Annotated in this window: 22 protein-coding genes; all 22 read left to right on the top strand. The window is 53.8% G+C overall.

Annotated elements, in window-relative coordinates:
• The first annotated feature begins 13 nt into the window (after nucleotides 1-13).
• Complete coding sequence (locus KI215_RS11745; protein ID WP_246512104.1) at nucleotides 14-889, top strand: branched-chain amino acid ABC transporter permease; 876 nt, start codon at nucleotides 14-16, stop codon at nucleotides 887-889.
• Nucleotides 889-1,899 (top strand): branched-chain amino acid ABC transporter permease, encoded by a 1,011-nt coding sequence (locus tag KI215_RS11740; RefSeq protein ID WP_212772911.1) that lies wholly within the window; start codon nucleotides 889-891, stop codon nucleotides 1,897-1,899. Before KI215_RS11745 ends, KI215_RS11740 begins: the two co-directional genes overlap by 1 nt.
• Nucleotides 1,892-2,626 (top strand): ABC transporter ATP-binding protein, encoded by a 735-nt coding sequence (locus KI215_RS11735; RefSeq protein WP_246512103.1) that lies wholly within the window; start codon nucleotides 1,892-1,894, stop codon nucleotides 2,624-2,626. Before KI215_RS11740 ends, KI215_RS11735 begins: the two co-directional genes overlap by 8 nt.
• The gene (locus KI215_RS11730; RefSeq protein ID WP_212772910.1) at nucleotides 2,613-3,317 is read left to right on the top strand and encodes an ABC transporter ATP-binding protein; all 705 of its coding nucleotides are present in this window, start codon (nucleotides 2,613-2,615) and stop codon (nucleotides 3,315-3,317) included. Before KI215_RS11735 ends, KI215_RS11730 begins: the two co-directional genes overlap by 14 nt.
• A gap of 19 nt (nucleotides 3,318-3,336) precedes the next feature.
• Nucleotides 3,337-4,116 carry an enoyl-CoA hydratase/isomerase family protein gene (locus tag KI215_RS11725; protein ID WP_212772909.1) on the top strand — a complete coding sequence of 260 codons (780 nt, stop codon included), beginning with the start codon at nucleotides 3,337-3,339 and terminating at the stop codon, nucleotides 4,114-4,116.
• A gap of 105 nt (nucleotides 4,117-4,221) precedes the next feature.
• A complete protein-coding gene (locus KI215_RS11720; protein ID WP_212772908.1) occupies nucleotides 4,222-5,433 on the top strand; it encodes an acyl-CoA dehydrogenase family protein in 1,212 nt (403 codons plus the stop codon).
• 170 nt (nucleotides 5,434-5,603) lie between these two features.
• On the top strand, nucleotides 5,604-5,993 hold the full coding sequence (locus tag KI215_RS11715) for an acyl-CoA thioesterase (protein ID WP_212772907.1): 390 nt from the start codon (nucleotides 5,604-5,606) through the stop codon (nucleotides 5,991-5,993).
• A gap of 3 nt (nucleotides 5,994-5,996) precedes the next feature.
• Complete coding sequence (locus tag KI215_RS16355) at nucleotides 5,997-6,251, top strand: 3-hydroxyacyl-CoA dehydrogenase NAD-binding domain-containing protein (protein ID WP_420830195.1); 255 nt, start codon at nucleotides 5,997-5,999, stop codon at nucleotides 6,249-6,251.
• A gap of 104 nt (nucleotides 6,252-6,355) precedes the next feature.
• The gene (locus tag KI215_RS11705) at nucleotides 6,356-7,480 is read left to right on the top strand and encodes a zinc-dependent alcohol dehydrogenase family protein (RefSeq protein ID WP_212772905.1); all 1,125 of its coding nucleotides are present in this window, start codon (nucleotides 6,356-6,358) and stop codon (nucleotides 7,478-7,480) included.
• A gap of 436 nt (nucleotides 7,481-7,916) precedes the next feature.
• The gene (locus tag KI215_RS11700; protein ID WP_212772904.1) at nucleotides 7,917-9,119 is read left to right on the top strand and encodes an acyl-CoA dehydrogenase; all 1,203 of its coding nucleotides are present in this window, start codon (nucleotides 7,917-7,919) and stop codon (nucleotides 9,117-9,119) included.
• Between the two features lie 33 nt (nucleotides 9,120-9,152).
• A complete protein-coding gene (locus tag KI215_RS11695) occupies nucleotides 9,153-10,151 on the top strand; it encodes a phosphotriesterase family protein (RefSeq protein WP_212772903.1) in 999 nt (332 codons plus the stop codon).
• Between the two features lie 47 nt (nucleotides 10,152-10,198).
• Complete coding sequence (locus tag KI215_RS11690) at nucleotides 10,199-10,954, top strand: SDR family NAD(P)-dependent oxidoreductase (RefSeq protein WP_212772902.1); 756 nt, start codon at nucleotides 10,199-10,201, stop codon at nucleotides 10,952-10,954.
• Between the two features lie 16 nt (nucleotides 10,955-10,970).
• The gene (locus KI215_RS11685; RefSeq protein WP_212772901.1) at nucleotides 10,971-12,674 is read left to right on the top strand and encodes a long-chain-fatty-acid--CoA ligase; all 1,704 of its coding nucleotides are present in this window, start codon (nucleotides 10,971-10,973) and stop codon (nucleotides 12,672-12,674) included.
• Between the two features lie 27 nt (nucleotides 12,675-12,701).
• Nucleotides 12,702-13,448, top strand: a complete 747-nt coding sequence (locus tag KI215_RS11680) for a 2-phosphosulfolactate phosphatase (protein WP_212772900.1) — start codon at nucleotides 12,702-12,704, stop codon at nucleotides 13,446-13,448.
• Nucleotides 13,438-14,499, top strand: coding sequence for a phosphotransferase family protein (locus tag KI215_RS11675; protein ID WP_212772899.1), 1,062 nt, complete (start codon nucleotides 13,438-13,440; stop codon nucleotides 14,497-14,499). Before KI215_RS11680 ends, KI215_RS11675 begins: the two co-directional genes overlap by 11 nt.
• Nucleotides 14,500-14,556: 57 nt before the next feature.
• Complete coding sequence (locus KI215_RS11670; protein WP_212772898.1) at nucleotides 14,557-15,339, top strand: enoyl-CoA hydratase/isomerase family protein; 783 nt, start codon at nucleotides 14,557-14,559, stop codon at nucleotides 15,337-15,339.
• An 11-nt stretch (nucleotides 15,340-15,350) separates the two neighbouring features.
• The gene (gene fabG / locus KI215_RS11665; RefSeq protein WP_212772897.1) at nucleotides 15,351-16,109 is read left to right on the top strand and encodes a 3-oxoacyl-ACP reductase FabG; all 759 of its coding nucleotides are present in this window, start codon (nucleotides 15,351-15,353) and stop codon (nucleotides 16,107-16,109) included.
• A gap of 17 nt (nucleotides 16,110-16,126) precedes the next feature.
• Nucleotides 16,127-16,576 carry a MaoC family dehydratase N-terminal domain-containing protein gene (locus KI215_RS11660; RefSeq protein ID WP_212772896.1) on the top strand — a complete coding sequence of 150 codons (450 nt, stop codon included), beginning with the start codon at nucleotides 16,127-16,129 and terminating at the stop codon, nucleotides 16,574-16,576.
• Complete coding sequence (locus KI215_RS11655; RefSeq protein ID WP_212772895.1) at nucleotides 16,573-16,995, top strand: MaoC/PaaZ C-terminal domain-containing protein; 423 nt, start codon at nucleotides 16,573-16,575, stop codon at nucleotides 16,993-16,995. The genes KI215_RS11660 and KI215_RS11655 overlap by 4 nt, the downstream gene beginning before the upstream one ends.
• 123 nt (nucleotides 16,996-17,118) lie before the next feature.
• Nucleotides 17,119-17,892 (top strand): SDR family oxidoreductase, encoded by a 774-nt coding sequence (locus tag KI215_RS11650; protein ID WP_212772894.1) that lies wholly within the window; start codon nucleotides 17,119-17,121, stop codon nucleotides 17,890-17,892.
• A gap of 78 nt (nucleotides 17,893-17,970) precedes the next feature.
• Nucleotides 17,971-19,644 carry a long-chain fatty acid--CoA ligase gene (locus KI215_RS11645; protein ID WP_212775177.1) on the top strand — a complete coding sequence of 558 codons (1,674 nt, stop codon included), beginning with the start codon at nucleotides 17,971-17,973 and terminating at the stop codon, nucleotides 19,642-19,644.
• Nucleotides 19,645-19,798: 154 nt separating this feature from the next.
• Nucleotides 19,799-21,199, top strand: coding sequence for a sigma-54 interaction domain-containing protein (locus tag KI215_RS11640; protein WP_212772893.1), 1,401 nt, complete (start codon nucleotides 19,799-19,801; stop codon nucleotides 21,197-21,199).
• Nucleotides 21,200-21,382 lie beyond the last annotated feature (183 nt).

Raw genomic sequence — 21,382 nt, 5'->3', positions numbered from 1 at the left:
GGGGGGACGAGTGATGATTCTACTGCAGCTCTTGATTTCAGGCATTTTGATTGGCGGTGTTTATGCATTGATCAGCCTGGGGCTTACCTTGGTCTTCGGGGTGATGCGCATCGTCAATTTCGTTCACGGCGATCTGTTGATGATCGCGATGTACATGGCCTACTGGTTATTTACGCTCTTTGGAATCGACAACTATACAGGTCTTCTGGTAATCATTCCGGCTACTGCCGGTCTCGGTGCTTTGATTTACTGGGGGGTTCTACGGTTTGCCGTTCGACGGTCCCACGATGCGTCTATCCTGGCCACCATCGGGATTTCCATCGTCCTTCAAAACGCCGCTTTGATTCTCTGGTCCGCGGATTACCGTTCGATTAACAACGAACTGGCCACGCGGTCGGTGGAGTGGAAGGGGCTTCACTTATCCGCCCCGCTTCTCATCGCCTTTGGGGTGGCGATTCTGGTCACTCTTCTGTTGTTCGCTTTTCTGAACCACACCTACTGGGGCAAAGCTATCCGTGCCGCGTCAATGGATCGGTATGCAGCGATCTTGATGGGAGTGAAACCCCAACAGATTTTCACGCTTTCCTTTGCCATCGGGACGGCTCTAGTCGGAATTGCCGGTGCATTGTTGGCATCGGTATACACTGTTTATCCCACGGTGGGGGCACAGTTTCTGTTGGTCTCTTTTGTGGTCGTGGTCCTGGGAGGATTGGGAAGTTTGAGGGGAGCGATTTTGGGAGGGTTGATGGTTGGCATTGTGGAATCCACAAGCGCATATTTCATCGGTTCTTCCATGAAGGAACTCGTCTATTTGCTTCTTTTCATTCTGATCCTGATCGTCAGACCCACCGGATTATTCGGACAACGCTTGCCGGAGGTGGACCGGTAATGGATGTGAAACAGGAGGTCCGAAAACTGACTCCTACCGTCCGGCCTCGCATCATCGGATATGGATCGGTTGCGCTTTTGACGGTGGTGTTGCCGTTTCTTTTGCAAAGCGAACTCTATTATCTCGATACATTGATTTTGGCTCTGCTCTGGGCTTCGGCCGCGGGAGCATGGAATCTGGCGGGAGGATACGGCGGCTTGCTTTCACTGGGGCATGCTGCTTTTTTCGGTATCGGTGCATACGCTTCTTCGTTGATGTACGTGAAGCTGGAAGTCTCCCCCTGGATCGGGATGGCGGCAGGGGCCATTTTGGCCGGAGTGTTGGGGCTCGTCACCGGCATGGTCACCTTACGGATGAAAGGCCCATTTTTCGCATTGACCACGATTGCCATTACTGAAGTGTTGATGATCGTAGCCGTCAATTGGTCCGACCTGACGAACGGTTCCAAGGGGGTGAATATCCCCTATCATCCCGGATTTTCCAATATCGCTTTTGACTCCAAGATACCCTATTACTTCCTGGCATTGGCCATCTGCTTGATCCCCTTTTTCATCGCCCGGTGGTTGGAGAGATCTCGGTACGGTTACGAATTGATGGCGGTTCGTGACAACGAGGCAGCGGCTCAGGCACTGGGGATCGATTCGGTGCGGGTGAAAGTGGGCATTCTCGTAATCAGCAGTGCGATCACGGCCGTGGCCGGAGCTTTTTACGCCCAATACATCACCGTCATTGAACCCTACCATGAGTTTTCCTTTGCCGTTTCCGTTCAAATGGTACTGATCACCATGATCGGAGGATTGGGGACAAAATGGGGCCCCATCTTTGGCAGCTTGATCGTCACGGGAATGGACACGTTTCTCCGAGATGTGTTGGTAGGGGCACAAGGTGGCGTCCAGGCGTTGCTTTATGGGTTGATGCTGGTATTGGTGGTGCTTTTCATCCCGGAAGGATTGATCCCATGGATGAAACGTCGTTTCCGTTTGAAGAATGGGGGTGTGCACAATGGCTGAAATATTGGCGGTGCAGGACCTGACCAAGAGATTCGGGGGATTGACCGCTGTCGATGGTGTTACTTTCACCGTCAACGCGGGAGACATTTTGGGGATCATTGGCCCGAACGGAGCGGGGAAAACCACATTGTTCAACTTGATTACCGGCTTTTTGCGCCCAGATCGGGGAACCGTCATTTTCCGGAACCAACCGATCACCGGATGGAAGGCGCACCGGATCAGTCGTCTGGGATTAACCCGGACTTTTCAAATCACGAAACCTTTCGGAAATTTGGATGTTCGGGACAACGTGGCCGTGGCCGCTCTCCGTTCAACCGGTTCCTTAAAAGAAGCTCGTGACGTTGCGGATGAGGTGCTGGGTTTTGTCGGACTGGAATCCTACCGACACCACGAAACGGACACATTACCCATCGGGTTGAAAAAGAAGCTGGAACTGGCTAAGGCATTGGCTACCCGACCTTCTTTACTGTTTTTGGACGAGGTGATGGGAGGGCTTTCCGCAGAAGAAGTACGGGATCTCATCCACGTTTTGCACAAGATCCATGATGCGGGTACGACGTTGGTGGTGATCGAACATGTTCTCCCGGTGATCACGGAGTTGTGTAATCGGGTGATCGTACTGCATCACGGGGCCATGCTTACCCAAGGTCCGTCCAAAGAGGTACTTCGCCATCCGGAAGTGGTTAAAGCGTATTTGGGGGAGGTGCACCCGGATGCTCACAATTGAGGGACTCTACGGTCGTTATGGGGACGTGACTGTGCTGCACGACATCTCCTTGACGGTGGAGCGGGGATCGTTTGTCAGCGTGGTGGGGGTCAACGGGGCTGGGAAGACCTCTTTGATGAAATCGATCATGGGTGTGGAGATCAAAACCCACGGCAAAATCCGGCTGGAAGGAGAAGACATCTCCAACTGGCCCACCCATCGACGGGTGGAAGCCGGTATTACCATGGTTCCGGAGGGGCGTCGGCTTTTCCCCTACATGTCTGTGAAGGAGAACTTGGAAATGGGATCGTATCCTTCCCGTTCCCGCAAGTATCGCAGAGAAGGTTTTGATTTCGTTTACTCTCTCCTTCCGAAGTTAAAAGAGCGGGAAAAGCAGCCGGCTGGATCCTTGAGCGGCGGTGAACAGCAGATGGTGGCATTGGGAAGGGCGCTTATGTCCAGGCCCCGTCTGTTGCTATTGGATGAGCCGTTTCTGGGGCTGGCACCGATCGTGGTGCGGCAAATTCGGTCGTTGATACCCAAACTGAAAAACCAAGGAATTACGCTTTTGATGGTGGAACAAAATGTCGCCTCTTCTCTGGGAGAATCCGACTGGGGGTATGTGATGGTCAACGGCTCCCTGGTGTTCGAAGGCAAAGCGGATGATCTCCTTCGCAGCCGGGATTTGCACGGTGTTTACTTGGGAGTTTAAACGGGAGGGGGATTCTAGCATGTCGGAAAAGAAAACGATCCTGACGGAAACTGCAGATGGAATGGGAATCATCACGATCAACCGTCCGGAAGTGCGGAATGCCTTGAACTCACAGGTCATTCGGGAGATGAGGGAGGTTCTTCAGGAATGGCGGGAAAACGATCAGGTCCGGTTGGTGGTGTTTACCGGGGCAGGTGAGCGGTCTTTTGCCGCCGGAGCGGACATCGCCCAACTGAACCGACGAACCTTTCAAGACGGATTGGCTGGGGGATTGCAGGGTTTATATGATGAGATCGAGATGTACGAGAAACCGACCATCGCTGCGGTTAACGGTTATGCGTTGGGGGGAGGGTGTGAGTTGGCCATGGCGTGCGATCTGCGGATAGCGCAGGAGAATGCCAAGTTCGGCCTTCCGGAGCTCAATTTGTCCATCATTCCGGGAGCGGGCGGAACCCAGCGGTTGGCCCGTCTGGTTGGAAAAGGACGGGCGATGGATATGATCTTGACGGGCTCCGTGATCGATGCCCGGGAAGCGGAACGGATCGGTCTGGTATCCCGGGTGGTCAGCCAAGGGCAGCTGATGGAGGAGGTGCGAAAAGTAGCCGACGCGATCCTTTCCAAAGGTCCCTTGGCGGTCAGGTTGGCGAAGATGGTGGTTCATACCGGCTTTGAAACGGATCAGCGAACGGGATTGATCCTTGAAAAGTTGGCCCAGTCCCTCTTATACACGACGGAAGACATGCGAGAAGGCACCGCCGCGTTTCTGGAAAAACGAAAGCCTCGTTTCAAAGGACGTTAACAAGTCATATAAAGAACAGGACGTCTATATGAAATTTGGTGCGGAATGGTCGATACGGATAACGAAATATAGTGAATACCAACCTTTTCCCAAGGAGTGAATATCATGTTTGACTTCTCTTATTCGGAAGACCAACTGGCTGTCAAGAAGCTGGTACGGAAATTCGTGGATAAGGAAATCATGCCGAACATCGAAAAATGGGATGAAGATCAACACTTTGAAAACAGCATTATCGATAAGTTGGCAGATCTCGGGCTTATGGGTGTCTGCATCCCGGAACAGTACGGTGGCCAAGGTATGGACTACATCACTTTGGCCATCGTCTGTTCCGAACTGGAGCGCGGAGACACTGCGTTCCGGACGCTCGTCTCCGTTCACACAGCGCTGAACAGCATGACGCTGTTGCAATGGGGAAATGAATTTCAGAAAGAAAAGTATCTCAAGCCACAGGCGCAAGGGAAGAAAGTGGGCGCTTTTGGTTTAACGGAACCGAACGCCGGGTCCGATGTGGGAGCCATTCAAACCCGGGCCATCAAGGATGGGGACTCCTACATTCTAAATGGAAGTAAAACCTGGATCTCACTGTGTGGCGTCGCCGATCATTTCCTCATTTTTGCCAAAACCTCTCCGGATCAAGGACACCGTGGAATCTCCTGCTTTATCGTGGAAAGGACCTATCCCGGGGTCACGACCCGTGGATTCAAGAACAAATTGGGCATCCGCGCCGGGAATACGGGTGAAGTGTTCTTGGAAGACGTGCGAGTCCCCGCTGAGAATCTCGTAGGCGAAGAAGGCGAAGGTTTTAAGATTGCCATGTCCGCTTTGGATAACGGCCGCTTTAGCGTTGCCGCCGGCGCTGTAGGATTGATTGATGCCTGTATCGAAGCAAGCGTCAAGTATGCCCACGAACGGGAAACCTTCGGGAAATCCATCGGGAAACATCAAATGGTTCAGCAAATGATTGCCAAAATGGTGGCAGGCTACGAGGCCTCCAAGCTTCTGGTCTACCGGGTCGGCTGGATGAAAAACAAAGGGATCCGCAATACCCGGGAGACTTCCCTCGCCAAATGGTTCGCTTGTGATGCCGCATTCAATGCTGCCGTGGATGCGGTTCAGATTCACGGGGCTAACGGCTATTCTCATGAGTTTCCGGTAGAGCGGTATATGAGAAACGCCAAAGCCCTCGTTATCTATGAAGGAACCAGAGAAATCCATCAAGTGATGCAAGCAGAGTACGCTTTGGGTTACCGAAAAGACAAGGAACTACGTAAAAATCTGCCCGCATGGCCCTTTGAAGAGGCGAAGAAACTGGTTTAAACGATAGAACAAGCGGGTGATTTTCTGACGCGGGTCAAACAAACCCCTCAAAACGAAATGGGCACTGTGGCCACCCTATCCCGGATTCCCGAGCTGCTGATATAAAGAAGGTTTGCAGCCTTATTTGTTGAGAAGGTAAATGCCGTCTACTTAAAAGGGGGGATCGATCAATGTTTGTCACGAGGATTCGTCCGCGTGTATCTGAGACTGATGGAGTCGGTCACATCAATAACACGAGCATACCAATTTGGTTTGAATCAGGTAGAGATGAAATTTTTCGTTTATTTACACCCGATTTCTCATTTAAGAATTGGAAATTGGTCTTGGTTAACATGAGCATAGACTTTGTAAACGAAACCTTCTACGGTCAGGAAGTGGAGGTTCAAACGTGGATCAAGAAGATTGGCAATACAAGTTTTCAAATAGAAGAGGAGTTGTATCAAGACAATGAATTACGGGCGCGAGGAGTATGCACATACGTCCATTACAATTTTGTGGAGCGAAAACCGGAACCAATCCCGCAGCACATTCGGATACAACTAGAGAAACATCTGCGCTGATCGATTTTTCAGATAGATCCTTGCAAAACCGGTCAAAGCATTCGCCCAATGGCTCGGCTGGAGAACTGGGATGCGGCAGATCTTGTAATCGAAGCAATTCCGGAAAGACTTGCTCTTAAGCAAGCGCTGTTCAGCCAATTGGACGAATTGGCCAAACTAGAGGCGATTCTGGCAAGCAACACCTCATCTCTGGAAACGGTGATCGCAAAAGATCACCCGGTTTTATGGTCGATCACATCCACCGGAAATTTGGTTTAGTTATGATTCAGAGCAATTCACGTTCCGGAAATCCACGGAAGGATATTACGAATGAGATTCAAAGTTTATAATACTATGTCACCTCATAAAGGAGGCAATGTCAGATGAAAGTACGCGCCGCCGTCCTGTATGAAATGAATCTGCCGTCTCCTTACAAGGATAGTCGGCCACTTCGAATAGAAACGCTCGACCTTGACTCGCCCCAAATGGGCGAAGTGCTGATTCGCATACGAGCCGCTGGTTTGTGCCACTCAGACCTGTCTGTCATTAATGGCAGCCGGCCCCGTCCGATGCCGATGGCCCTCGGTCACGAAGCAGCGGGTGAAGTCGTGGAAGTGGGGCCTGGTGTAACCGATCTCCGTCCTGGTGATCATGTTGTCTGTGCCTTTGTGCCCAGTTGCGGACACTGCCTACCCTGCCAAGAAGGGCGCCCAGCCCTCTGTGAACCGGGCGCTGTTGCCAATAACGCAGGGACTCTATTGTACGGGGAGAGAAGATTACACAAAGACGGGACGGACATTCATCACCACCTAGGTATATCGGGATTTGCGGAGTATGCGGTCGTAGCGAGGAAATCCTTGATCAAGGTCGATCCGGAAGTGCCATTTGATGAAGTGGCAGTCTTCGGATGTGCGGTTATGACTGGAGTTGGAGCTGTGGTGAATACTGCCCGCGTACCGGTGGGCAGCAGTGTAGCTGTTGTCGGTCTGGGCGGAGTCGGCCTGAGCGCCATACTTGGTGCCATCGTAGCTGGGGCAAGGCGCATCATAGCTGTGGATGTAAATCCTGCAAAACTAAAGATGGCACTGGAACTGGGGGCTACCGATGCATTTGATGCACGAGATCCAGAAGTGACACAACAAATTCGCGCAGCCACCAATGGCGGTGTGGAATTCGCAATTGAAACTGCTGGTGCAGTGCCTGCTATGCAGACTGCATTCGCTATCACGCGTCGCGGTGGCACTACCGTCACGGCGGGTCTGCCTCATCCGGAGCACCATTTTTCTTTCCCACATGTCCTGCTCACCGCTGAAGAACGAACCATCAAGGGGTCTTATGTAGGAAGCTGCGTTCCGGCACGCGACATCCCTCGTTTTATCGAGCTGTATAAGCAAGGTCGCTTACCGGTCAACCGGCTTCTGACTGATCGCTTGCGTCTTGAGGACATTAATGAAGGATTTGACCGCCTGGATCGCGGTGAGGTTTCACGGCTTGTTGTCATGATGTAAGTGTGCCGAATTGTAACAAGAAGGCGGGTATTGAAAGACAAAACGGCTAATCCATCCTCACACGTATCTTTGACCATCCTGTTATTCTCTACTGAAAGCGGGGGTGTTTCTTATAGAAACAAATTTTGTTCCCGTAAGAAACACACTGAAGAAACACAGCACTGTCCTTACTGCCCTGTTTTCCTGTCCCACCATCGATGAGGCGCTTTTTTTGTGTATATTCAACACAATTTTCTGTTCACAAATCATTGGAAAGCCATAAGCAGACTGGCATTCATCTTGCTTATATATTGGGGTGAACGACAATGCGACGTCCCTGAACGATTTTCAACTCTCTTCCTCGTCCTACAAAGATCCGCAAACTTCCCTGTCGGGAAGCGGAAAGATCCCTTGAGCTGCAGGATTGGTAAACCATGGGAGGAAAGGATGGAGGCTGATGGATTTCGCGTTTTCCGATCGGGTGAAGGAGTATCAAGAGCGGTTGCTTCGCTTTATGGAGGAGGTGGTGTACCCGGCAGAAAGGATCTATGTGGAACAGCTACGGGATAGCCCAACGCGGTGGGTCGTCCCGCCGGTGATGGAGGAAATGAAGGCGAAAGCCAAGGAGGCCGGATTGTGGAATCTGTTTCTGCCGGATAGCGACAAAGGGGCGGGTTTAAAAAACTTGGAGTATGCTCCCCTGTGCGAAATCATGGGCCGCTCCCCCATCGCTCCCGAGGTGTTTAACTGCTCCGCCCCGGATACGGGCAACATGGAGGTCTTGGAGCGCTATGGGACCGAGGAGCAGAAGGAGAAGTGGCTTATTCCCCTGTTAAACGGGGAGATCCGATCGTGCTTCTCCATGACGGAACCCGATGTAGCTTCTTCAGATGCCACCAACATCCAGACCACGATCCGTCGCGACGGGGACGAGTATGTGATCAACGGGCGGAAGTGGTGGTCCTCCGGTGCCGGTGACCCCCGGTGCAAAGTGGCCATCGTGATGGGTAAGAGCAATCCTGATGCGCCCAAGCACCAACAGCATTCGATGATCATCGTCCCCCTGGATACCCCGGGAGTGCGCATCGAGCGAATGCTGCCGGTGTTTGGTTATGATGACGCCCCCCACGGTCACGCGGAGATCACCTACGACAACGTGCGCGTGCCGGCCTCCAACATCATCTGGGGAGAAGGCAAGGGGTTTGCTATCGCCCAGGGGCGCTTGGGACCGGGACGGATCCATCACTGTATGCGCCTGATCGGGGCGGCGGAGCGCGCCTTGGAACTGATGGTTCGCCGCGTCAAAGAGCGGGTTGCATTTGGCAAGCCCTTGTCGGAGCAAGGGGTGATCCGGGAGTGGATCGCCGACTCCAGGATCGAGATCGAACAAGCTCGTCTGTTGACACTGAAAGCGGCGTATATGATGGATACCGTGGGCAACAAGGTGGCGAAAAAGGAGATCGCCATGATCAAAGTGGTCGCTCCCAACATGGCTCTCAAAGTGATAGATCGTGCGATTCAGGCTTTCGGTGCTGCCGGTGTCAGCGAAGATTTCCCCCTCGCCTTCATGTGGACCAATGCCCGCACCCTGCGTTTGGCCGATGGCCCCGACGAGGTGCATCGCCGGGCCATAGCCCGCCTGGAGCTCAGTGGTGAGTGAAAAGGACACAATCCCAAAAGGAGAGGGATGAACATGGCAAATGTGGTGAACACCGTTCGTGGGCCGATCGCTGCGGAGGAATTGGGCAAAACCTTGATCCATGAACATATTGTCTTTGGTTACCCCGGCTTTGACGGCGATGTCACCTTAGGGGGGTTCGACAGGGAGACGGCCCTGCAGAAAGGGATCGAGGTGGTAGAAAAGGCAAAAGCGCACGGTGTGAAGACCATCGTGGATGCCACTCCCAACGACTGTGGCCGGAACCCCGAATTATTAAAGGAGATTTCCGAGCGGACGGGGGTCAACATCGTCTGTTCCACCGGGTACTACTACGAAGGCGAAGGAGCACCCAACTACTTTAAGTTCCGCAATTTGGTGTCGGATGTGGAGCAGGAAATCTACGAGATGTTCATCAAGGAGATTACCGAGGGGATCGGCAAAACCGGCATCAAAGCCGGTGTAATCAAGCTGGCCTCCAGCAAGAACGCCATCACTGATTACGAGCAGATGTTCTTCCGGGCGGCGGCAAAAGCGCAACAGGAGACGGGGGTACCCATCATCACCCACACTCAGGAAGGGACCATGGGACCGGAGCAGGCGGAGTTCCTCGTTTCCGAAGGGGCGGATCCCAGTCGCATCCTCATCGGCCACATGGACGGAAACACCGATGTGGGCTACCACATCCGCGTGCTGCAGACGGGCTGTTCCGTCGGCTTTGACCGCATGGGCATCCAGGGATTTGTTGGGATGCCGATGGATTCCGAGAAGCTCGTTGTCCTGTTGGGACTGATCAATGCAGGCTACGAGAAGCAGATCTTCCTTTCCCATGACACGGTGAATGTCTGGTTGGGCCGTCCCCCGGTTTGGCCGGATCAGTTGGCTAAATTGCTGGAAAACTGGCATATAACCCACGTATTTGACAACATTATTCCGCAGCTGAAGGAAAAAGGGGTTACCGAGGAGCAGATCGATCAAATCATGGTGAAAAACCCGGCGCGGATGTTCGGCGTTCACACCAAGGTGGAAGTGTAGCGAAAACTTCTGCTCCCGTTTCAATGCAAAAAAACGGAGGTCAACCGATGCGGTTAAAGGATAAAGTGGCGATCGTCACCGGCGGGGCAAAGGGGATCGGAAGCGCCGCCGCCAAAGAGCTGGCCCGGGAGGGAGCCAAGGTGGTTGTGGCGGATCTCGACCGTGCCAACGGGGAGCGGACAGTGGCTGAGATTGAAGCGGAAGGAGGATGCGCACGCTTCTTCCGGGCAGACACCTCTCTATACGACAGCGTGAAAGAGTTGGTTCAGGATACGCTCCACCACTTTGGCAAGTTGGACATCATGTTCAACAACGCCGGCGTCGTCAACCGGCGTGTGTCTCTTTTGGATTTGCCGGTGGATGAATATCACCGTACCGTGGACGTCAATCAGCACGGGGTTTTCTATGGCATCAAGGCGGCGGGAAAGGCGATGAAGGAAAACGGAGGTGTCATTATCAATACCGCCTCCATTTACGGCTTTATCGCCGACCGTAAATATTTTCCCTATCATACCAGCAAGAGCGCCGTCGTGATGATGACCAAAGTGGCTGCCTTGGAGCTGGCACCCTACAACATCCGCGTCGTAGCCATCGCTCCGGGATTGGTGGATACGGAGATTGTCCAGCCGTTGAAAGAGCGCTCCGAAGTTTGGCAAGCGGTGGAAAAAGCGCAAATGCGCGGAAGGGCGGCAAATCCCGTGGAAGTGGCTAAGGTGGTGTCCTTTCTCGCCAGCGATGACGCTTCCTTTGTCAACGGATCCGTCCTGTTTGTGGACGACGGGGCGGCCGCCTTTAAACGATGAAACAGGAGGGATCAACATGTCTTCTCCTTACGCAGACAAACCCTGGCTTGCATCGTACCCTCCTTATGTTCCACAGAAACTTCCTCTGCCGAAAATGAGTATGATCGGTTGTTTCGAAGAGTCGGTGAAGCGGCGTCCTGAGCAGGCTGCTGTCCATTATTTCGATCACTCCATTTCCTATCAGGAGCTGGATGACATGGCAGAAGCCTTCGCTGTTCTCCTGGCGGAATGGGGAGTGGGCAAAGGGGATCGGGTGGCTGTCTACATGCAGAACAACCCCCAGTTCCTCATCGCCCAGTACGGCGCCTGGAAGCGCGGCGCGATCATGGTACCCCTCAATCCGATGTTCAAGGAAAAGGAGTTGGAGTACCACTTAAACGACTCCGGCGCAAAGGTTTTGATCTGTCTGGAGTCCCTCTACGCAGCAGTGGCCAAGCAAGTGGTGGCGAAGACCATGGTGGAACACGTGGTCACCACCCATGAGGCTGACCTGCTTCCGAAGGGGATGAAGGAATCCATCATCCTGCTCGAAAACTCTGATAAGCAGCAGTTTGCCGAAACCACCGACATGATAAAGGCGGTGCAAAAGAGGTTGAACCGAAAAACCCCCCGGGAGGAGGTCACCCCTGAGGACATCGCCTACTTGGTGTACACCTCCGGCACCACGGGCCTTCCCAAGGGGGCAAAAAGCCTTCACAAGAACATCGCGTTTAACGCTGAGGTGTATCGAACCTGGATGCAGCTGGGAGACGAGGACTGCGTGTTGGGTGTGGCCCCTTTGTTCCACATCACCGGCATCGTGGGCCATATCGCCGTGGCGGGCCTTGCCGGTATCCCCCTGGTGCTGTTCCATCGATTTGACGTCAAGGAGATGCTGCGTCTCGTCGAAAAGTGGCGGCCCACCTTCACTGTAGGCTCCATCACTGTCTACATCGCCCTGATGAACCATCCCGATGCTGAAAAGGTCGATCTTTCTTCTTTGAAAAAATGCTATAGCGGTGGTGCTCCCATCGCCCCCAGCATCACCGATCAGTTTATGGAGAAGTTCGGCATTTATATCCACAACATTTACGGGCTGACAGAAAGCAACTCCCCCACCCACGCCGTGCCCTTTGGTGCCCGAGCGCCGGTAGATCCAGAGAGTGGAGCCCTGTCGGTGGGCATTCCCGTCCCCAACTGCGAAGCGAAGCTGGTGGACCTCGCAGACCCCTCCAAGGAGGTCGCCGCCGGGGAGAAAGGAGAATTTGCCGTGCGGGGTCCGATGATCTTCGCCGGTTACTGGAACAAGCCCGATGAGACGAAAAAAGCCTTCCACGACGGATGGTTCCTCACCGGAGACGTGGTCAAGATGGATGAAAAGGGCTGGTTTTACGTTGTTGACCGGAAAAAGGACATGATCATCGCCTCCGGCTTCAAGGTGTGGCCTCGGGATGTGGAGGACGTCCTGTATCAGCATCCCGCTGTGAAGGAGGCGGCGGTGGTCGGCGTTCCCCACCCTTACCGAGGGGAGACGGTAAGAGCTTATGTTTCTCTTAAGGAAGGGTTTGAGGTAACGGAGGAGGAGTTGATCCAATTCTGTAAGGAGCGGATGGCGGATTACAAGTACCCCCGGGAGATCGTCTTTCTGAAGGAATTGCCCAAGACGGCCACGGGCAAATTCCTTCGCCGGCAGCTCAGAGACCAGGCGAGGGAGGAAGCTTTGAAGCAGCAAAAAGCGTAATAGGAGCTGAATACCATTGGCAAAAAAATGCGTGTCTGGCTGAAAAAAGAAGAGATCGATGCCGCCAGGCTAACGGGGGCAACGGCTGTCGTCATGGATGTCCTCCTGGCGACAACGACGCTACTTGCCATCATTGAGGCGGGCGCTCGCAGGATCTTGCCCGCCGGCAGCCTGGAGGAGGCACGTCAGTTGGCGGATGAATTGGTCTCCCCCCTTCTCCTGACTGGAGGTGAGGAGGGCGGCGTTATGGTCGACGGATTCGATTGCGGCCCTTTCCCCGATGAATATCCCGCGGAAAAAGTGAAGGGCAAAGATGTGATCTTTCTCACCACAAACGGCACTCGGGCGATTCACCGCGCCAAAACTGCCGACGAACTGTTGATCGCTTGCCTTCGCAATGCCCCGGCGGTGGCTCGTTACTTGCGGAAGGTGGAGACGGAATCCGTTTGGCTGATCTGTGCCGGCTCCCAAGGGTGGTTTTCCCTTGAAGATACCTTGTGCGCCGCCGTCATCTTGGCGGAGATGGACCTTGCCGGGTGGGATTTGGACGATACCAGCTTGTTGCTGCAGCAATTGGGCGTCAGCCACCGGGAAGACATTCACTCTCTTTTGAGAAAGGGGCGGGTAGGCCGGTGGTTTGAACGAGAAGGGCTGACCCACGTCTTCCGCCATACGGGGGAAGTAGGGGCCAGCGATACATTGGTCGTCTTACAAGATGGGCTGCTCGTGCCGCTACAGAGCAAAGTGGATTGGAGGGAAGCACATGGAGGATAAGACGATTCCCGTTCGCGAAGGGGAGGAATTTGACCGGGATAAGGTGGCTTGTTTCTTAAGAGAACACATCGACGGCCTGGCGGATGTCCCCATGGAGGTGCGGCAGTATCCCACCGGGGCTTCCAACCTGACCTATTTCATCCGGATCGGGGAGTGGGAGGCGGTGCTGCGTCGTCCCCCCTTGGGTCCGTTGCCGCCTAAGGCGCATGACATGGAGCGGGAAGCAATGCTCCTGGAGAAGCTTCATCCCGTTTTTCCCTTGGCACCGAAGCCCTATGTGATCTGCCGGGATGTTTCCGTCTTGGGTGCTGCCTTCTATGTAATGGAACACCGGCGGGGTGTCGTCATCGATGATGCCTTCCCTCCAGGGGTGAAGCCGACACCGGATCTCTGCCGACGGATTTCCGAGGCGATGGTGGACACCTTGGTGAAGCTCCATGACATCGACTGGCGGGAAGCGGGGTTAGCCTCCATGGGCCGTCCCACGGGATTTTTGGAGCGGCAAGTGAAGGGGTGGATCATGCGGTATGAAAAGGCGAAGACCGACGAGATCCCGGAGGTGGCGCCCCTCGTCCGCTGGCTGTTGGATAACGTGCCTGAGAGTCCTGCTCCTACGGTAATCCACAACGATTACAAGCTAAACAACATCCTGTGGGATCCGGAGGATGTGGCCCAACCTGTGGCTGTACTGGATTGGGAGATGACCACCATCGGTGATCCCCTCTTTGACCTGGCTGTGGCTTTAAGCTATTGGGTAAGGCCGGATGATCCCGAGGAGCTAACCCATGTTCTGCCCACGGTGACTACTTACCCCGGCTTTATCTCCCGGGAGGAATTTATTGAGCAATATGCCCGAAAGAGCGGCCGTGACCTCTCTTCCATGCACTTTTACATGACCTTCGCCTATTTCAAAAATGCGGTGATCCTGCAGCAGATCTACGCTCGCTGGAGAAGGGGGCAGACGAAGGATAAGCGGTTTGCCTCCTTCGGAGAGTGGGTGCGCCATCTAATCCGACACGCCGCTGGTTTAATCCGGGCCGGAAAACGGTAGACCAGGAAAGGTCAATCACTATGCACCATAAAAATATGAATGAAAGGAGCCTGACCCATGTTTGAGACGATCCTTTTTGAAAAAGAGGAAGGGCTGGCAACAATCACGCTGAACCGTCCCCAGGCGCTGAACGCTTTCGACGAGCAGATGCATGAAGAGGTTTATCAAGCGGTGAACCTGGCAGCGGAAGACGCCGATGTTCATTGCATCCTTCTGACTGGGAGCGGCCGGGGGTTCAGTGCTGGTGCAGACATCAAAGTGATCAAGGAGGCAACCGGGGAAGTAGATCTCGGGGAGTACCTCAGGAAGACCTATAACCAACTCTTGCTCAAGATCCAGGAAATCGAGAAACCCTTTGTCGCCGCCCTTCACGGCCCGGTTTACGGGGCGGGTTTGGGCGTGGCTCTCGCCTGCGACTTCCGCATCGCCGCTGCCAGCTCCAAGTACTGCATGGCCTTTATCAATATCGGCTTGGTTCCCGACGCCGGTACCTCCTTCTTCCTTCCCCGGATTATCGGTCTGAGCCGGGCGATGGAGATGACCATGACCGGGGAGCCGGTGGACGCTGAGGAGGCATACCGCATCGGGTTGGTCAACAAAGTGGTGGTGGATGAAGAACTGGTCAAAGAGGCGAAAGCCTTCGCACGGCGCTTGATCCAAGCCCCCACCAAGGCCCTCGGCTTGAGCAAGAGGATGTTGTGGCAAAGCTTTGAAAGCGACCTGGCCACTGCGCTGAACCGGGAAGCCGAGTTCCAGGCGGCTTGCGGCAGGTCAGCGGATCATAAGGAAGCAATCGCTGCTTTTTTCGAGAAACGGAAGCCCAACTTTATTGGTAAGTGAGGAGGAATCATATGCGTCTGAAGGACCGCGTCGCCTTTATCACGGGAGCCGGCCGGGGGATCGGCAAAGCGATCGCCCGGCGCTTCGCCCAAGAAGGAGCCAAGGTGTGCTTGACGGATATCGATGAAGCAGGGGTGCACGCCTCTGCTGAAGAGCTGGAAAAGGAGGGGCTTACGGTCTTTGCCACCAGGGTGGACGTGGCTGACCGCGACCAAGTGGAGGCGGCCGTCGAGGAGACGGTGAACCGCTACGGCCGCTTGGATATCCTGGTGAACAACGCTGGAGTGATCCGGGACAACCTCCTCTTTAAAATGACCGACGAGGATTGGGAGACGGTGATGAACGTCCACCTGAAGGGAGCTTTCTTCTGCAGCAGGGCGGCTCAGAAGTATATGGTTGAGCAAAAGTATGGTCGCATCATCAACATCTCCTCCACCTCCGCCTTAGGGAACAGGGGTCAAGCCAACTACGCTGCCGCCAAGGCGGGCCTACAAGGCTTCACCAAGACCTTGGCCATCGAGCTGGGGAAATTCGGCATCACCTGCAACGCCGTCGCCCCCGGCTTTATCGATACCGAGATGACCAGGGCGACGGCGGCCCGGATCGGGGTGTATTTTGACAAGCTCGTGGAGGAATGGATGAAAGAGATACCGGTAGGAAGAGTAGGAAAGCCGGAGGATATCGCCACTGCTTGCCTTTTCTTCGCCTCGGAAGAGGCATCTTTTGTCAACGGCCAGGTGCTGTATGTAGCCGGAGGACCCAGAGATTGATCCGCGAGGTGAATCCCATGTGGCAACCCTTCATTGGTAAGCGTTCTGAGTCGGTGACCAACTGGGTAGAACGGGGAGCGGTCAAGCGATTTGCCGAAGCGATTCAGGATTTGAATCCTCTCTATTTCGACGAGGAAGTGGCAAAGAAGAGCCGTTGGGGACGGTTGATTGCCCCGCCCACCTTTCCCATGACTTTTGACTATGGCCAGATCGAGGGCTTGATCCTGCCGGAGAGCGGGCTGATCCACGGCGATCAAACATTCCATTACCAACGTCCCCTCTTTGTCGGGGAAGAGGTCTCCTGCTACACGGTGTTAAAGGATGTTACTGAGAAAAAGGGAAAAAGTGGCCGCCTCACCTTTTTGGTCTTTGACCGTATCGGGGAGGACCGGGAAGGTGAGCCCATTTTTACCGCCACCACGACGGTGGTGGTCACCGAAGCGGTGAAAAGGGGGATGGCAGGATGAAACCGGTTACGACTGTGTGGCAAAAAGGGCAAGAGCTACCGCCAGTGACGCTACCACCGGTGACGAGGTTGCAGCTGATCAAATATGCCGGAGCCTCCGGGGATTTCAACCCGATTCACACCATCGACGAAGCAGCGGAACAAGCGGGCTTGCCCGGGGTGATCGCTCACGGGATGCTGACCATGGCCACCTTGGGGCGCCTTTTTACCCCTTATCTGGACAAGGGATTCATTCAGCGCTTTTACACCCGGTTTGCAGGCATGGTTTTCGTCGGCGACGTCCTCACCATCAGCGGTAAAGTCGTCGAAACTCAATATACAGAGGATGGGGAGCTCGTCACCTTCGACGTTTTTGCCAAAAACCAAAAGGAGGAGGTTGTCGCCAAGGGTAGCGTCGACTTTCTCGTATTCAGGGATTAGAAAAACGCAGGTGATGGCCCAAGGCCATTTCCTGCTTCCATACTTGTCGGTGGTTCCCGGGGAAGTGTCGTCGTTGTGACAGATCACTACTAATTGTCAACCAACTTGGATGAGGTGATACAGTTGACCGTACTCGATTTATTTCGTTTGGACGGAAAAGTGGCCATCGTGACTGGAGGAGGAAGGGGATTAGGGCAGCAGATTGCTCAGGCTTATGTGGAAGCGGGTGCGAAAGTGGTGCTCTGTTCCCGAAGGGTAGAGAACTGTGAACAAGTGAAAGCTGAGCTGGAGGCACAGGGTGGAGAGGCTTTCGCTCTTGCATTGGATGTCACCAACCCTGACTCGGTGAACGAAGTGGTCTCCAAGACCATCGAACGTTACGGCCGTATCGATATCCTGGTCAACAATTCCGGTACCTCTTGGGGAGCGCCGGCTTTTGACATGCCCTATGAAGCGTGGCAAAAGGTGATCCAGACCAACCTGACAGGCACATTCCTGATGTCTCAGGCTGTCGGTCGTCACATGCGAGATCAGGGGGGCGGCAAGATCATTAACATCGCGTCTGTGGCCGGATTGCGAGGTTCCGAGCCGGAGGCATTGGACGCGGTCGGTTACAATGCAAGCAAAGGCGGGGTTATCACGCTGACCAGAGATCTGGCTGTGAAATGGGCCAGCTACAACATTTATGTCAATGCGATCGCGCCAGGTTTCTTTCCCACTAAGATGACGAAAGTTGTGCTGGAGCGCGGTTACGACCGGATCATCGCGGCTACGCCGCTGCGCCGGGTCGGCGGAGAACGCGATCTGCAAGGCGCGGCTCTGTATTTCGCCTCAGCTGCCTCCGATTTCGTAACTGGTCAGGTCCTCGCGGTTGATGGTGGTTCAACAGCGAAATAGGGAAGCCATTCTGAATGGGAAAAGCCAAGTGCTTCACAATTGGGACGATGGAACCAATATTCAAGGTGGTGTGAAATGATGACGGAGCGCCATTTTCAGTTCTGGCCGAAACGTCTGCCGACCACACTGACCATCCCGGAGACAACCATTTACGACAACCTTGAGGTTTCTGCCCGCCGTTACCCGCAAAAGACCGCCATCTATTACTACGGAAACACCATTTCCTACCGGAAATTATGTGATGAAGTGAATGTGCTCGCAGGGTATCTGCAAGCGGAACTGGGTGTGGGGAAAGGTGACAGAGTGGTTCTGTACATGCAGAACTCACCGCAATTCATTATTGCCTTTTACGCCATCCTGCGTGCGAACGCGGTGGTAGTCCCGATCAACCCCATGAATACCACGGATGAACTATCGTTCTATGTCGGCGATTGCGGTGCGAAGGCAGCGGTCATCGGTCAGGAACTGTACGAACGGATCGCCCCCGTCCTGCATAAAGGCGTTCTCAAACACCTCATCGTCGCCACATATTCGGATTATTTACCCGGCACAACCGAATATGAACTGCCAGAGGTCGTAGCTGCTCCCCGGCGTGGCATTAACAACTCGACGGTGGTCTTTTGGAATGAAGCGCTGGACAGAGGACATCAACCTGGTCCGGTTGAAGTGGTGGCGGATGACCTGGCGGTGATTCCATATACGTCGGGGACGACCGGAAAGCCGAAGGGCTGTATCCACACGCACCGGACGGTTCAGGCGAACGTCGTCGGTAGTTGTGTCTGGAATCAGACCACACCGGAAGCTGTCACTTTGTCGACACTGCCTTTATTTCACGTAACCGGTTTGCAACACGGCATGAATGTACCGATTTACACAGGCAGTACGATTGTGCTCTTAACACGCTGGAACCGGGATATTGCGGCAAAGTTGATTGAACGGACGAAGTGCACACACTGGACAAACATCGCGACAATGGTTGTGGATTTTTTGGCAAATCCCCATTTGTCCAAATATCGTATCGATTCATTGCGTTTCATCGGGGGCGGGGGAGCGCCCCTGCCGGAAGCAGTGGGAGAGAAGTTGTACCAGTTGACGGGGATTCGCTACGTCGAAGGGTATGGTTTATCCGAGACGATTGCGCAGACTCACCTCAATCCGCCAGATCGTCCGAAACTGCAGTGCGCCGGGGTTCCGTTCTTCGACGTCGATGCACGCGTTGTCGATCTCGAAACCCTGCGGGAACTCGGCCCGGGGGAAGAAGGAGAGATTGTTGTTCGCGGGCCACAGGTGTTCAAAGGATATTGGAATCGTCCGGAGGAAAACAGCAAGGCTTTCATCGAGATCGATGGGAAGAGGTTCTTCCGCACTGGCGATATCGGCAAATACGACGAAGAAGGTTACTTCTTTATCGTCGATCGCGTCAAGCGCATGATCAATGCCGCCGGGTTCAAGGTATGGCCTACAGAGGTGGAATCCATCCTCTACAAACATCCCGCTGTAGAGCAAGCGTGTGTCATCGGCGTGCCCGACGACCGCCGCGGCGAGACGGTGAAAGCGTTTATCGTTCTAAAAGAGCAAGCAGTCGGCACTGTCACGGAACAAGACATTATTGACTGGTCCAAGGGACAGATGGCAGTGTACAAATACCCTCGTATTGTGGAGTTTGTTCGTTCTCTCCCCATGTCTGGAAGCGGAAAAATCCTCTGGCGGGTACTGCAGGAAAAAGAACTCAAAAAGCAAAAACAAGTATGAGAAGGAAGCGTTTATCCGAAAGAACTCACAGAATTGATGGAAGAAGTAGAGACCCCATACCCTCTACTACTGGAATATCATACCTCATGTTGACTCTTTTCAGAATCAATGAAAAAATAAATACAACAACGTATCAGCTCTTCCGGGGGGAAAGATGGGCAAGAGCCAGCAAGTTTTGTTAAAAAATTGGTTCAGTATATTGGACCATTTGGATGAGATATTCCTGTTTATCGGTAACGATACGGAGATCCTTCATGCCAACAGTGCCTATTCCCGTCTGATTGGCGTCCCCAGGGACAAGGTGATCGGCAGGCGTTTATCCGACATCGAGCCCAAAGCGCGGATCATTGAGGTGCTGGAGACGGAGCGGCCAGTCTATCACGATTACTCCTATATCGAATCTGTGGGCATGGATATCGTGGGCAATAGTTTTCCCGTCTACGACGAAGGGGAAAAAGTGGGAGCAATCGGCATTTTTCGCCCAGTTTCGTTATTTTCCGCCGACTCCTCTCTCCTGTCAACCCCCGTATGGTGCAAAAAAGAAAAGGCGGCAGAGGGAGGGGACCCTTTCAGTCGCTTGATCGGCGAGAGCCGGGAGTTGAAAAATGTGATTTACATTGCAAAAAAGGTGGCCCAGACGGATACCACCGTGCTCCTCAGAGGGGAGACCGGGGTAGGGAAAGAGGTGTTTGCAAAGGCCATCCATGAAGCCAGCCCTTTCTCTGACGGCCCCTTTATCGCACTCAACATGGCTTCCATCCCGGAAACCTTGATCGAATCGGAGCTTTTCGGCTATGAGGCTGGCGCATTTACCGGAGCACAAAAGGGCGGTAAGCCTGGTCTGATTGAGTTGGCTGGGGGCGGGACACTGTTTTTGGACGAAATCGGTGAAATCAGTCCCATGCTCCAATCCAAGCTGCTCCGAGTTCTTCAGGAGCGGGAAGTGATCCGGGTAGGGGGGACCAAAGCCCGCCCTGTCCGCTTCCGCCTTATCGCCGCCACCAACCGCGACTTGGAGTCTATGGTGGAAAACGGGAGGTTCCGCCCGGATTTTTACTACCGAATCAGTGTCATCCCCATTCACCTCCCACCCCTCAGGGAACGTTGTTCTGATGTGCTTTTGTTAGCAGAGCACTTCAAGCGGAAGCTGGAGGAACGGCATGGTCGGCAGAAAGCCTTTTCTCCTCGGGTCCTGGATATGATTAAAAGGTATTCCTGGCCTGGCAACGTGCGTGAGCTTCAAAGCTGTATCGAGTATATGTACGTCCTCTCCGAGGGGCAGCTTCTGGATGTTCAGCACCTGCCGCAACATATCTGGGAGTATGTCAAAGGCAGCCCAGTTGTCATTGGTGAGAGAGAAGAAGCCGCAGCACCTCCCCTTGCAAAGGAGGTCCCTTCCAAAGCAAACCTGAAAGAGGTCATGGAGCAGGTAGAAAAAGAGATGATCATCAAGGCCCTACGGGAATCCAGAACAAAGACGGAAGCTATCCAACGTCTGGGTATGAGCCGCAAGGGATTCTATATGAAGCTGAAAAAATATCAGCTTACCTTCTGATAAGTGTCTGGAGGAAACTACAAATAAGCTCTAGCTGGTCAAGTAAATCTACTGCCTAAGACTCTGCCTTCATGAAATATAACCCGCAAGCGGAACAACATTCGCTTGCGGCTTTTTTTATTCACAAGGGTTTCACGGCCTTGGTGGCGATGAAAGAACTCGTGTACTACTGATCAATCAATC

The sequence above is a fragment of the Polycladomyces abyssicola genome, assembly GCF_018326425.1.
Classification (GTDB): Bacteria; Bacillota; Bacilli; order Thermoactinomycetales; family JIR-001; genus Polycladomyces; species Polycladomyces abyssicola.
Note: the sequence above shows the minus strand (reverse complement) of the source record. Positions and strands in the feature narration are given on the sequence as shown.